Annotated in this window: 13 protein-coding genes; all 13 read right to left on the minus strand. The window is 34.4% G+C overall.

Annotated elements, in window-relative coordinates; all coding sequences use genetic code 11:
* Positions 1 to 25: 25 nt before the first annotated feature.
* The gene (dnaG, locus tag HHU08_RS16010) at positions 26 to 1,840 is read right to left on the minus strand and encodes a DNA primase (protein WP_169188852.1); all 1,815 of its coding nucleotides are present in this window, start codon (positions 1,838 to 1,840) and stop codon (positions 26 to 28) included.
* Between the two features lie 37 nt (positions 1,841 to 1,877).
* Positions 1,878 to 2,339, minus strand: coding sequence for a YaiI/YqxD family protein (locus HHU08_RS16015; protein ID WP_169188853.1), 462 nt, complete (start codon positions 2,337 to 2,339; stop codon positions 1,878 to 1,880).
* 404 nt (positions 2,340 to 2,743) lie between these two features.
* The gene (locus tag HHU08_RS16020) at positions 2,744 to 3,574 is read right to left on the minus strand and encodes a pyruvate, water dikinase regulatory protein (protein WP_016202987.1); all 831 of its coding nucleotides are present in this window, start codon (positions 3,572 to 3,574) and stop codon (positions 2,744 to 2,746) included.
* Positions 3,567 to 4,217 carry a helix-turn-helix transcriptional regulator gene (locus HHU08_RS16025; protein ID WP_169189702.1) on the minus strand — a complete coding sequence of 217 codons (651 nt, stop codon included), beginning with the start codon at positions 4,215 to 4,217 and terminating at the stop codon, positions 3,567 to 3,569. Before HHU08_RS16025 ends, HHU08_RS16020 begins: the two co-directional genes overlap by 8 nt.
* A 213-nt stretch (positions 4,218 to 4,430) precedes the next feature.
* Entirely contained in the window at positions 4,431 to 6,497 is a 2,067-nt protein-coding gene (gene glyS, locus HHU08_RS16030; protein WP_169188854.1) for a glycine--tRNA ligase subunit beta, read from the minus strand.
* Positions 6,490 to 7,380, minus strand: a complete 891-nt coding sequence (glyQ, locus tag HHU08_RS16035; RefSeq protein WP_016202984.1) for a glycine--tRNA ligase subunit alpha — start codon at positions 7,378 to 7,380, stop codon at positions 6,490 to 6,492. The genes glyS and glyQ overlap by 8 nt, the downstream gene beginning before the upstream one ends.
* 377 nt (positions 7,381 to 7,757) lie before the next feature.
* A complete protein-coding gene (gene recO / locus HHU08_RS16040) occupies positions 7,758 to 8,513 on the minus strand; it encodes a DNA repair protein RecO (protein ID WP_040343267.1) in 756 nt (251 codons plus the stop codon).
* A 33-nt stretch (positions 8,514 to 8,546) separates the two neighbouring features.
* On the minus strand, positions 8,547 to 8,690 hold the full coding sequence (locus tag HHU08_RS16045) for a YqzL family protein (RefSeq protein ID WP_016202982.1): 144 nt from the start codon (positions 8,688 to 8,690) through the stop codon (positions 8,547 to 8,549).
* 240 nt (positions 8,691 to 8,930) lie between these two features.
* Positions 8,931 to 9,845 (minus strand): GTPase Era, encoded by a 915-nt coding sequence (gene era, locus HHU08_RS16050; RefSeq protein ID WP_016202981.1) that lies wholly within the window; start codon positions 9,843 to 9,845, stop codon positions 8,931 to 8,933.
* The gene (locus HHU08_RS16055; protein ID WP_084668711.1) at positions 9,832 to 10,269 is read right to left on the minus strand and encodes a cytidine deaminase; all 438 of its coding nucleotides are present in this window, start codon (positions 10,267 to 10,269) and stop codon (positions 9,832 to 9,834) included. The genes era and HHU08_RS16055 overlap by 14 nt, the downstream gene beginning before the upstream one ends.
* Before the next feature lie 539 nt (positions 10,270 to 10,808).
* Positions 10,809 to 11,204, minus strand: coding sequence for a diacylglycerol kinase family protein (locus HHU08_RS16060; protein WP_016202979.1), 396 nt, complete (start codon positions 11,202 to 11,204; stop codon positions 10,809 to 10,811).
* Positions 11,182 to 11,652, minus strand: coding sequence for an rRNA maturation RNase YbeY (gene ybeY, locus HHU08_RS16065; RefSeq protein WP_016202978.1), 471 nt, complete (start codon positions 11,650 to 11,652; stop codon positions 11,182 to 11,184). The genes HHU08_RS16060 and ybeY overlap by 23 nt, the downstream gene beginning before the upstream one ends.
* A gap of 12 nt (positions 11,653 to 11,664) precedes the next feature.
* On the minus strand, positions 11,665 to 13,836 hold the full coding sequence (locus HHU08_RS16070) for an HD family phosphohydrolase (RefSeq protein ID WP_101730812.1): 2,172 nt from the start codon (positions 13,834 to 13,836) through the stop codon (positions 11,665 to 11,667).
* Positions 13,837 to 14,029 lie beyond the last annotated feature (193 nt).

Consider the following 14,029-nt stretch of genomic DNA (forward strand, 5'->3'; position numbering starts at 1 on the left):
CCAAAAAATCAAGACAATGATATACCTATTTTAACGTTTTTTCTAATAAAAGGACTTCCATACCTATTTGAGCAGCTTTTATATAGTCATTTTGACGTTCTGCCTCTTTAAGCAATTGTTTCTTTTCCTTTATTTCAAGCATTTTTTCATAATTAATGACTTGTTTCATATAATCACTAATTTCTAGCTCACTTACCTCTTCATTCACTTCCATCATTTCGATTTCAGCTACAATCCGTTGTAAATCTGGATCATCAATAAAATTCATAAAAGAACTTGTATCATTGCCAAGACCTTTTTCATAGTAAGCAAGAAGATAAGTGAAAATAGCTTGATGTTCATCAATATTAAATGCTCTTCCCTGTAATGAGTTTTGCACTTTGTAGGCAATATCCTCACTTTTAAACATATGTGCAAGCAGTCTTTTTTCGGCGGTATGATATGCAGGCAACAAACCAGTCGCTCTTTTTTTCACCGTATATTGCTTCACAGGAACGACACTTTGCTCAACAGCCTGTTCCTTTGGAATCGATCGTTCCATTTGCATCTCTTGCTGTTTTAACGCCTCTAGGGAAAGTGAAAACTCATCCGCTAGTTGCCTTAAGTAGAGATCTTTTTCTACTGCCTTATCCAGTTTAGCAATTTCTCCTATTACTTCTTCGATATAGGCAAGTTTATCTCCTTCATTTTGAAGGTTTTTCCCTCTTCGATAGTACAGCATTTTGAATCCCATAAAAGGGATGCTTCCATGAAGAATTTCTTGCTGTAATTTATCTTCCCCAAATTTGTTCACATAATCATCTGGGTCCATTCCATCTGGTAACATTACTACTTTTACAACACAATTAGCCTTTGTAAGAAGCTTTCCTGAACGAAAGGCTGCTTCTATCCCTGCTGAATCAGAATCATAACAAATTGTTATATTTCGTGCGTTTCTTTTTAGTATTGCGATATGTTCCTCTGTTAAAGAGGTTCCCATTGTCGCAACACTATTTTCAACACCTGCTCTATTTGCAGCAATAACATCTGCAAACCCTTCAAACAAAACAACATGTTGAAGCTTTCGTATTATAGGCCTTGCTTTATGAAAATTGTAAAGTGTATTGCTTTTATTAAAAATTGGTGTTTCTGGACTGTTAAGATATTTGGGATTATTATCCCCTAATGCACGTCCAGAAAACGCAATTGTGTTACCATTTCGATCATTAATTGGGAATATTATTCGATCGCGAAAACGATCAAAATATTTTTCATCCCTTTCACTTTTTACAATCAAACCAGCTTTTTCTAATAGTGAAACATCAAATTTACGTTTCCCTAAAAATTTCACAGCTAAATCCCAAGAATTAAGTGTATAGCCTATTTGGAACTTTTCAATCATAGGTAGAGTAAAGCCCCTATTAGTCAAATATTCTAATGCATGCTGACCATCCTTTGTATTTACGAGCAAATGATGGTAGAATTTAGATAATAGTTCATGTGCATCAATCATTTGCTGTAAATCATTAGGAATTGCTGGTTTCTTTTCCAGTTCAGCTACTTCTATTCCTAAGTCAATATTCGCTCTGTCCGCAAGACTTGTTGCCACTTCTACAAAAGAAGAACCTTCTAAGTCCATAAGAAAGGTAAATACATTACCACCTGCATGACAGCCAAAGCAATGAAATATTTGTTTATCTGGCGATACGGTAAAAGAAGGTGTTTTTTCGCCGTGAAAAGGACAAAGACCGATGAAATTACGCCCTTGTCTTGTAAGGGATAGATGTTCTCCAATGATTTCAACAATATCAGTAGCTTGTTTAATTTCATTGAGTTTTTCTTCAGGAATGCGTGCCACCATTATCTACACATCTCCCTACTTATAGCCTACTAATAAATTATTCGACGTGTCCAATCGATTCTCCTTCATTTTTCGACAAAATCCTTATAAAATTTCTTCTGAATTTTTGTCGGTCCTCTTCTGTAAATGGTTTTGGCCCCTTACCATATACCCCTTTTCGTCTAGCTTTAGCAGATAAATAGCGCATATCAAGTGCAGCATTTATTGTTTCTTCCTCATACATTACTCCTCTTGGTGAAAGAACAGTAACATATTTTAGCAATAACGTGGAGGCCAAACCAATATCCTGAGTTACGACAATATCCTTTTTCTTGGTAGCATTCATAATAAATAAATCTACAGCTTCTTTATCGCTATCCACATACTTCCAGTTCTGCTTATCATTCTCTCTCTTCATATGTGCATAAGATGCAACGAATAGCAGCCTGTAATGATAAGAAGAAGCTATTTCGACAATATCTTCTTTTACTGGACAGGAATCTGCATCAACATATATCATATGTTTTCCTAATGTACTATTAATTCTACATCACTCCACATATTCCTTCTTCCTAGATAATTTTTTCACGAAAGAAGTAATGTCGAAAATTTTTTTATCCCTTTCCTTGACTTCTCACAATAAATAGTTTATTCGTAAAAAGCCAAGTCTAAACCTAAAATATGATACTTTTTTATCACAATTTTTTATTATAGTACAAATCCGCTTGAAATTCCATCTTTTTTTATCTATAATTATTCCTTTTATGCGATACTAGAACCAAAAAAAGATATGTAATGAAAATAAATCCATGGAAGATAGTCTATTTGATTACGAGCGTATATCTGCTCATTTTTAACAATTAAAAACTTGATTCTACCCATGGAGAACCAAGTCTTTACCACTCTAAGCTTCTATAAAAATACTTAATTATTTGCATTATACTTGGAGCGATAGTACAAATTATGAATAATATTCGCTGTTTCCTCCACAGCTTTATTTGTTACATCAATAACTGGACAGCCGATACGATTAACAATATCCTCAAAATAGGTTAACTCTTCTTTTATTCTTTCAATTTGCGCATAGCTTGCTTGGTCACTTAACCCAAGGGAGATAAGACGTTCTTTTCTTATATTGTTTAATTTTGTCGGACTTATTTTTAATGCAAAACATTTACTTGCTGGAACTTCAAATAATTCTTTTGGTGGATCAACCTCGGGTACAATTGGAACATTTGCTACTTTGACTCTTTTATGTGCTAAAAATTGAGAAAGAGGTGTTTTGGAAGTTCGAGAAACACCAATTAATATAATATCTGCCTTTTCTAGCCCTCTTGGATCCCTGCCATCATCATATTTCACAGCAAATTCAATCGCTTCGACTTTTTTAAAATAGTCTTCATCCAATTTTCGAACTAGTCCTGGTTCATATAAAGGAGTCTTTCCCCATAACACTTGAAATTGATCAATAATCGGACCAATTATATCGCATGCATACACGCCCTCTTGACGAGCTAACTCACTCATGTAATTGCGAATTTCTGGTTTGACAAGTGTATAAGCAATCATTCCATGTTCTAATTTTGCTTGCATAACTACCTCATGAATATTTGATTTATCTTCCACAAATGGGAACCTTTTAATTAACACATTTACATTATGTCCTGAAAATTGGCTGATCGCCGCTTTTGTTACAAGTTCAGCTGTTTCTCCAACTGAATCAGATACAACATAAATAATTTGTCTTTCAGTCATTATGTTCCTCCACAGTTCCTTTATGATTGTTAGATAAGTCTACAAACGCTCTAGTAATATTTGTCTTCGAAACTCTTCCTATCACAAGAAGACCACTTTCTGTTTTTTCTACGACTGGCAGTGCATCAATTTCTCGATCCATTAACTTGCAGCCAACTTCCACTAATATATCTTCTTTAAAACAATACGTGACATTGGGCATTCTAGTCATAATAATCGCCACAGGTAAAGAATTTAACTCTTGTTTACCTATGCTTGCACGCAACAGATCTTTGCGGGAAACCACCCCAGTTAAGGTGGAGTTTTCATCAACGACAAAAATGGTTCCAACATCTTCTGTAAACATAATTACAATCGCATCATAGACAGAGGAATTTTCATGAACCACTACTGGGTGTGAAAAATAATCTTTCACTAATATATTTCGGATATTATCTATCACTAACTTTTCTGAGTTTTTGCCAGTATAGAAATATCCTACACGAGGTCTTGCATCTAAAAAGCCAGCCATTGTTAATATCGCTAAATCTGGTCGAAGGGTAGCTCTTGTTAAATTTAATTTATCTGCAATATGCTCACCTGTAATCGGACCATTTTCTTTTACTATTTCAATTATTTTTTCTTGACGTTTATTCAGTTCGATTTCCTATTCACCACCTTCATTTAGGTAACGATATCTACTAACTATTATATACGAAATAAGCAGAATCAAAAGAAAAAGAATCCAAGGTTATCTCTTTTGAATCAATAAATTTTAAAAGTTCCTGTATATCCTTTTCATTATGCCGAATGTTGTTACAAAAATGAAACTAGGTAGGGATTTTCCCTGCCTAGCTTTCATTAAACGACCTATTTTCTACTTTACAATTATTTCGTTTACGCCAGCAAATCCTTTAATAGAATTTGCTATCTCCACCATCAGATTTAATCGATTTTCTTTAATCTTCTCATCATCAGCCATAACCATAGTATGGTCAAAGTATGCGGAGATTGCGTCTTGTAACGAGAATAATAATTGGAAGTACTCTTCTTCGCTTACATCTGTCTTGATTTTTTCCTTAACAGCTGTAAAACGATTATATAGTTCACTTTCATATTCGTTTTCAAATAAACTTGGATCGACCGTTGAAATCGTTGTTGCTTTATTAGAGATATTGATAATTCGGCTTAGTGCTTCTATTCCTTCTTTAAAATTAGCATCTTCTTTATGAAGCTCCAAAACTTTTGCTTTTTTTAAGACCTGTGCAGCTCCACCGATTTTATCTGCTAATATTGCATCTATCATATCATATCGGATACCATGTTCTTGTAAAATATGCTTCACGCGTAATTTAAAGAATGAAAGAACTGATTCTACTAAGTCCTTACCAGTAACTTTTGAAGTATTAGGCATTGCTTTTATCGCAAGTTCAACTAATTGCTCAATAGAAATACTCCAATTTTTATCCATAAGAGTCTGCACAATCCCTGTTGCCTGTCTTCTTAGTGCATAAGGGTCTTGTGAACCTGTTGGTACTAATCCAATACTAAAGAATGAAACAATTGTATCTAATTTTTCTGCTAATGCAAGCACTGCCCCGACATTGCTTGGAGCTGTTTCATCATCAGCATGGCGTGGCATATAATGTTCGTTAATAGCCTTAGCTACTGACTCTTTTTCTCCCTTTTGCAGGGCATAACGCTCTCCCATCAATCCTTGTAATTCTGGGAATTCATAGACCATATTTGTTACGAGATCAAACTTAGCAATTTGTGCTGCTCTATCAACATCTTGTTTTTCTTCTGTAGTTAAATGTAGTTCTTCCGATAACTTGGAAGCAATCAATCGTACACGAGCTACTTTTTCTGCTAAAGTACCAATCTCTTCATGATAAACAATTGCTTCTAATTTTTTAAGAAGTTCGTCTATCATTAATTTTTGATCTTCTTTATAGAAGAATGCAGCATCCGCAAGTCTCGCTCTTAATACTTTTTCATTTCCTTTTGCAACTTTGTCTAGGTGTTGATGGTCTCCATTACGAACGGTTACAAAGTAAGGCAATAACTCTCCTTCCTTCGATTTAACAGGAAAATAGCGTTGATGTTCTTTCATACTAGTAATTAATACTTCTGTAGGCAAGTCTAAAAAGGACGCTTCAAAAGTACCGTATAACGCAGTTGGATACTCAACTAAATTGGTAACTTCCTCTAATAAGTCTTCGTCGATTGGAATAATCCAATTGTTTTCTTCTTCTAATTTTTTTATTTGCGAAACAATTGCCTCTTTCCGTTCTATTGCATTAACCATCACATACTGAGCCAACATTTTCTTCTCATAATCAGATGGATTAGTAAATACTATTTCTCCACCTAAGAAACGATGACCACGTGATTCGTTAGAGGTCTCCACATTAGTAATTGAGAATGGAATAATTTCTTCTCCAAATAATGCGATAATCCATTTAATTGGACGTATATAGCGTAAATCATTATTTGCCCAGCGCATATTTTTCGGGAATGTTAAACTTAGAATCAAATCTTTTAATTCTAGTAACAATTCACTTGTTTGTTTCCCTTTAATAAACTTTTTAACATGAGCGTATTCAACACCATTTATCTCTTTAAAATAAATATTTTCTACGGTTAACCCTTGCCCTCTTGTAAAACCTTCAGCTGCCTTAGACCATTCGCCAGCTTCGTTCTGAGCAATACGTTTAGCAGGACCTTTTGCTTCTTCTTCCATATCTTGTTGTGATTCATCTAAACCAGCAACAAGAAGTGCTAATCTACGAGGAGAAGAAAAAGCCTGAACAGAAGTATATCCTAATTGCTTCTCAGCAAGCCAAGCCTCCATCTTCTCCTTTAGGGACAGAATACTTGCAGAGATAAAGCGTGCTGGCATTTCTTCTAAACCAATCTCCAATAATAAGTCTCTCTTATTCATGACTTTCTCCCTCCTTGCTTTTTAAAATTGGGAATCCTAACTTTTCTCTTTCTTCGTAGAATGTTTTTGCAACTTTACGCGCTAAATTTCTACATCTTCCAATGTAACCAGTTCTTTCCGTAACAGAAATTGCTCCTTTAGCATCCAATAGGTTGAAAACATGAGAGCATTTTAAAACATAGTCATATGCAGGATGTACTAGCCCCTCGTCCATTTGTCTATGTGCTTCTTTTTCATAAATAGAAAATAAGTTAAAGAGCATTTCTGTATCAGATGTTTCAAATGTATATTTACTATGTTCGAATTCTGGTTGATAAAATATATCTTTAACCGTAAACCCATCTGTCCATTCTAAATCAAAAACATTTTCTTTATCTTGAATGTAGGACGCTAATCGCTCAATCCCATATGTTATTTCAACAGACACTGGCTTACATTCCATACCACCAACTTGTTGGAAATAAGTAAATTGAGTGATCTCCATGCCATCAAGCCATACTTCCCAGCCCAGCCCAGCACAGCCTAAAGAGGGATTCTCCCAGTTATCCTCTACAAAACGGATATCATGCTCAAGTGGATTAATTCCTAATGCTCTTAAAGAATCTAAGTATAATTCTTGAATATTATCTGGAGACGGCTTCATAATTACTTGAAATTGATGATGTTGATATAAACGGTTTGGATTTTCTCCATATCTTCCATCTGCTGGTCTTCTAGATGGCTCCACATATGCCACATTCCATGGCTCAGGACCAATCGCTCTTAAAAAAGTATATGGGCTCATTGTTCCTGCCCCTTTTTCTACATCGTAAGCCTGCATAAGAATACAGCCATAATCAGACCAATGTTTTTGCAATGTTAAAATCATGTTTTGAATATTCATTGCTTTTAATACACCTCCGAGTTAATAAAACGTATATTCAGCATAGATTTAGGTAGAGTTTGTTCTTTTAGGAACGCAAAAAACTCCCATCCCTATGCCAAATATTTGACATAGGGACGAGAGTAAACCCGCGGTTCCACCCTATTTGCTGTATAAATACAGCCACTTTCATACGCAGTTGCTCCAAGAACGCCTTCCTTAATGCTCATGTACCTGGCTTTCACTGTCCCAAGCTCGCTTTTCATGAGGAGAATTAAGTACTACTTTCTATTCACCACAACACTCTTATTTACATGAATAATATCGAAATTTTTTTAAATTGTCAACCTTGCTAAAGTCTATATCTTCTTAAACCACTTGTCATTTATATTTAAACCTTATGTAAAAGCATCCCCTAAATTTTTCATTGATTGAATAAATTTTTTGGATTTCAAATACAAACCAGAATACTCTTCATAATAAGCATCAATAATCATACTAAGCTCTTTCTTAGTTGACTCTTTCACTGAGATACTTCCTAGACGTGAAATATCCATATAATAAAAAACGCGGAGAAGCTTTACCGTAGCCTGGGAAACCTTATAATGATATGGATCTTTTTCCAAGCATTGATGACAAATCAGCCCACCTTCCCGAATCGAGAAAGAAAAATGGCCTTCGGTTGCCCCACAAAAAACGCAACGATCTAATGTTGGATATAACCCTAAACTGTTTAACATTTTCAGCTCATAAATATTCACTAATATTTCCGGATCATATTCTTCATTCATATAGTTTAAAGTTTGAAACAATAATTCAAAATGAAACGGATTTGGCTTTTTTTCCTCTGTACACTTATCCGTAAGCTCGACTATATAACTAGCATATGCAGTAAGAAAAATATCTTCTTTTAATCCACGCATGCTAGAAATAATATCGCCTTGCTGCAAAAGTCCTAATCCACTACTACGCTGGACAAGAAAATAACCATAGACAAAAGGTTGGGTTACAGCTGAAAGTCTGCTGTTTGGCTTTTTGGCACCTCTAGCCATTACCCCAACCTTTCCCCATTCTCTCGTATAAAGAGTTACTATTTTATTGGATTCACTATAGTCAATTGATCTAATTACGATCCCTTCACACTTTTCCAGCATCACCATTCACCATCCCTTACTATAAGGACAGTGCTATGAGATGGGATAATCAAGTTCTGCTAGTTCCTCTTCTTTCATTCCTGGTATTTCATGATTAGCCTTTTCTAATTCTTTAAAAAGTAGATAAGTATCAATGTTACCTGTTTGGGAAAAAACTTTCCAGGTAAAGTCTAACATGTAAAACCCCACCTTTCGATTTTTAACTAGCTGTTTACAACCTTAATCTTATCATAGCCTGTCTTTATAAAATCATGAGACGAAAATATTGTTAATTGATCGCATGTATAATTTTTAATTACCAGTTCCGCTTTTTTAAACAAAGCTGTTCACTTTCCCACAGGAGTCTACACATATTTCTAAATTCCTCCTATTGAAAACAACAATCCTTTTAAAAACAGCCTTTTAAAAAATAGGTTATTAATATTCGTCTTCTCTAAATCCAAAATCACGAAGCTGAGTCATTTTATTACGCCAGTCTTTTTGGACTTTCACCCATAACTCTAAATATACTTTATTTCCAAGAAGATTTTCGATATCGATTCTTGCCCTTTTTCCGATTTCTTTCAGCATACTACCTTGTTTGCCGATAATAATCCCCTTTTGAGAATCACGTTCCACGATAATTGTTGCCATCACATTGATAACATCATTTGATTTTCTCTCCATTTTCTCCATGACTACGGCAAGGGAATGAGGGATTTCTTCTCTCGTTAAATGGAGTGCTTTTTCTCTTATTAATTCAGAAACGATAAAGCGTTCCGGATGATCTGTTACTTGATCTGCTGGATAATATTGCGGCCCTTCTGGCAAATATTTCTTAATTTGCGTCAACAATGTTTCCACATTATTTCCTTCTAAAGCAGAGATAGGAATAATTTCTTTAAACGGATACTTTTCTTTATAAGATTCTATGATTGTAAATAATTGATCTGGGTGAATGGTATCAATTTTATTAATAACTAGGAATATCGGTGTCTTTACTGTTTGGAATTTTTCAAGAATAAATTCTTCTCCTTTACCAAACCCTTCTTCAGCATTCACCATAAAGAGAATTAAATCCACTTCTTTAAGCGTATTCTGAGCAACCTTCATCATAAAATCGCCGAGTCTATGTTTAGGCTTGTGAATTCCCGGTGTATCGATGAAAATAAGCTGCGCATCATCTGTTGTTAATACACCTTGCACTTTGTTTCTAGTTGTTTGTGGCTTGTCGCTCATAATAGCAATTTTTTGACCGATAACACGATTCAAAAAAGTGGATTTCCCTACATTCGGTCTTCCAATAATAGATATAAATCCTGATTTATGTTCTGTTTGATTATTTATGTTCATTTAAATCCTCCGGTGAAAATGCTCCTGGTAATAATTCTGCGACTGTCAATGTTTTTACATCGCCTTTTAAATTGGTTAATACTACTTCCATATCTTTTGGACATAATTCAGAAATTACTTGTCTGCATGCTCCACACGGAGAAACTGGACCGTCTGTATCAGCAACGACAACTAACTTCTTAAAAGTAGTATCACCTTCTGAAACAGCTTTAAACAACGCTGTTCTTTCAGCGCAATTTGCCATGCTATAGGCTGCGTTTTCAATATTACACCCATGATAAACGGTTCCATTTTCTGAAAGAAGAGCAGCGCCTACCTTAAATTTTGAATATGGTACATATGCTTTCTCACGAGCAAGCTTAGCTTCATCCATTAGAAGTTCCACTTTCATAAAATCCCTCTTTTCTTTTAGCTGTTTTTTCATTCGTTTGCAGTTTACATTAAGAGTATTAACTGAATGTTGATAGGTATTTGAGTTGCCAATCCCTCTTTCAACAAACTTTATTTTAAAATAATATTTTACAGTGGATGGTTATCCCTTTTTGTCAGCAAAATTTTTGCTTATAAATTATTTTAAAGAAAAAAATTAGCGTTTTCAAATCTCATTATCATTGACCCTATGTAATATATACTGTCTTAAAATTATATACTAATTTATACATACAATAAAGAGGCAGAAGTCAGGAGTTTTAATTGTTTACTATTTCTTAAAAAATTGTCGTAACGATTCTATCTTTGACTAATGGATTGTTGCAACTTATCGGACCTATACAGGAGAGTTCAACCTCACTTCCTCGATTTTCCGTTTCTTTCGGTTGGGGTTTAACTAGCCTTAAGAGTGGGTTAAAAAAGTCATGTAAAATAACAGAAAAAAGCTATCTTTTAAAAATAAGATCCAATCGCAATGAATGATAATCATTGCTTCATCGATCTAATTTTTATCTAGATAGCTTTTTCTTATTTCTAGCTCATTATAGCTTGTAGTATTTTCGGGATAAAAATAACTCCACCAATCACCACAGAAAGAATTGCTGCTACAAATACGGCACCTGCCGCTATATCCTTTGCCTCTTTTGCCAATGGATGATATTCACTTGTAACCAGATCTACTACTCGTTCAATAGCAGTATTTATCAGCTCCAAACTAATGACTAACCCAATACAAAACGCAATGAACATCCACTCATGTTTCGATAAATCATTTAAAATACCTAATATAATAACAAGAATAGATATTACCAAATGAATCTTTACATTTCTTTCTTGTTTAATAGCAGTTAGTATTCCTAAAACAGCTAGGCGGAAGGAGGATAATTGACTGTTCTTTCGAATCCTTTTATCTTTGTAATCCGAACTCATCTAATATATCCTTTTGTAGAGTAAACATCACTTTTTCTTCTTCTTCTGTCATATGGTCATATCCTAGCAAGTGCAAAAAGCCATGAACAGATAAAAATCCAAGTTCTCGCATATATGAATGACCATATTCCTTTGCCTGTTCCTCCGCTTTATCGATAGAAATGACAATATCGCCTAACATTCTAGGAAGACCTTCCCCAACCAACTGAATCTCGCCTTCTCCTAATTCCTCAAGTGCAAAAGAAATGACATCTGTCGGTTGATCCTTTTCTCTGTATTCCCTATTTATTTCTTGAATTTGCTCATTATGAACAAAAGTGATGGAAAGCTCAATTTCTCCTTGCAGGTTTTGTTTTTTAGCTGCAAATTGAAGAAGATCATTAATCTTTGTTCTTTCACTTTCCTTTACTTTTTCCGTTTCATCAATAAAATCAATTTCTAAATTCATACTATACTTCCTTTACTTTTTCATTTCAGGATATTCGATTCGTGAATGAAAAATCCCTTTTAATGTTTCACTTAATGTATTTCGAACAATTTCTAATTCCTTTAATGTTAAATCACATTCGTCCAATTGTCCATCTTGTAAACGATCAGAAATAATATTTTTAATTAATGAATCAATTTGATCCGTAGTTGGCGCATTTAAACTTCTTACGGCTGCTTCCACACTATCTGCAATCCCGATAATTGCTACTTCTCGTGTCTGCGCCTTCGGTCCAGGATAACGGTAATCATGTGCTTTTACCTCTCCACCCTTTTCTCTTGCCTTATAATAAAAATATTTTAATAAAGAGGTTCCATGGTGCTGCTCAGCAATATCGACTATTTCTTTTGGCATTTTATATTTTCTTAATAATTCCGCGCCATCCGTTGCATGGGCAATTATAATATTTTTACTTGCTTGAGGCGGGATGCGGTCATGGGGATTCCCCATATTCATTTGATTTTCAATAAAGAAATGCGGCCTTTTTGTTTTGCCAATATCATGATAATAGCAACCTACTCTTGCTAGTAAGCCATTGGCTCCAATCGCCTCGCATGCTGATTCTGCTAAATTAGCAACCATAACACTATGATGATAGGTACCAGGTGCCTCTGTTAAAATTTTTCGCAATAACGGATGATTTGGATTGGAGAGCTCAATTAACTTGATTGTTGAAAGAACTCCAAAGCCTGTTTCAAGAAATGGAAGGAAACCAATTGTTAAAACAGCAGAGCTAATTCCTGATATAATAGCCAATAAAATGAACACGCCATATTCTTTTGCACCATAATGGCCATTTTGCAAATATAAAATCGCTAATATCGTAACAATGTTAATGAAAGAAATAAAGAATCCTGCATAAAGAATATTGTTTCGCTGATTCCTTTTATTTAAAAATAACGTTCCTGCCAAACCACTCGCAATAATATATATTCCCATTCCAACGTTAAAAGTTCCAGCAACGCCTTCATTAAACATAATCATTCCACAAATGGCAAGAATAATGGTTACCAACATGGCTGATTTCTCTTCCATTAATATTTTAATTAGCATCACAGCCATTGCAGCCGGAAATATATAACCAATCTCTGTATATTCAAACTGTTGAAACATACTTATCGTTTTCATGAGGACAATCGTTACACTTAATACTAGAAAGAACATTAAATAAAATTGAATATTTTTCTCTTTTTCCTTTGATATTCTTTTGAATGTATAAAAATATAAAGCAGCTAGTATGGATAATATAATTAAACCTAAACCAATAAAGGGCTGAATCGAATTATCACTATCCAACAATCCAACAAGCTCAAGCTGCCTATGTATTTCCCTGCTAATTAATTGACCTTCTTCTACAAGAACTTGACCTTGAAGGACTCTTATCGGCTCAACGCTATCCACAGCTTGCTGACGCATCTCTTCAGTCGCAGTCGGATCATAAAACTCATTTTGAATAATGGCAAATCTTCCTAAGTCGATACTTGCACTTTTTAAATCAGATGTTAAACCATCATTAACCTTTAAAATATCCTCCACTCTTTTTTTCGCATTCTCAACCTCGTCAGAAGGAATCTTTCCATTCATGACTGTATGTATCGCTGTAACTGTAATATCTTTTGCTATTTCTAATTGATCTTCTGAATAAGGAATAAGTGATTTTAAAGATCGATCCATTATTTCGTTCGTCACTTCATTGGTTAGTTTTCCCTTTAGCAATTCGACCTTCTCATCAACAGATGGCTCTTTTATCGAATCTTTGTCCTTATCCTCTTCTTCTGCTTTTTTCTTTTTTTCTTCCAATTCTTTTTCTACTTCATTATTTACTTCCGTCACTGAATCAAATATGGATGATATTAAATCCACACGATTTTGCGCTATTTCTTTATTAACAACATATACGTCCTGTACTTGATTTTTTGCTTCTTCTTTCTTTTTTTCTGTACTTTCTTTATCTTCCACCGTGATTGGTGAACGAATCGTTTGATCTGCAACAGAAAATAGCTGTACGTTTAATTTTTCCGGCTTTACATTTCCATACAGTGTAAAGAATAGAATAACACCAATTAAAACAAATAGAATTATTTTAAAAAGGGTAATATTCATTAGTTTTATTACGTTATTACTCATTCTCTGCCAAACGCTCATATTTACCTCCTATCATTAAAAATAGGTTGATTAGCTTATTTATCATCTTAAACCTATTTCTTAACCCTTAACCTATCTAGATGAAATTTCTCCCTTTGCAGCTGGTCTAGAGGCTCCTCTTTACTTTCCTTTTTGCTAAGTAAAGTCATCATTAACATAGAAGCAAAAACCTTATCATATGTAAAATGATAAC

Source organism: Niallia alba, from assembly GCF_012933555.1.
GTDB lineage: Bacteria > Bacillota > Bacilli > Bacillales > Cytobacillaceae > Niallia > Niallia alba.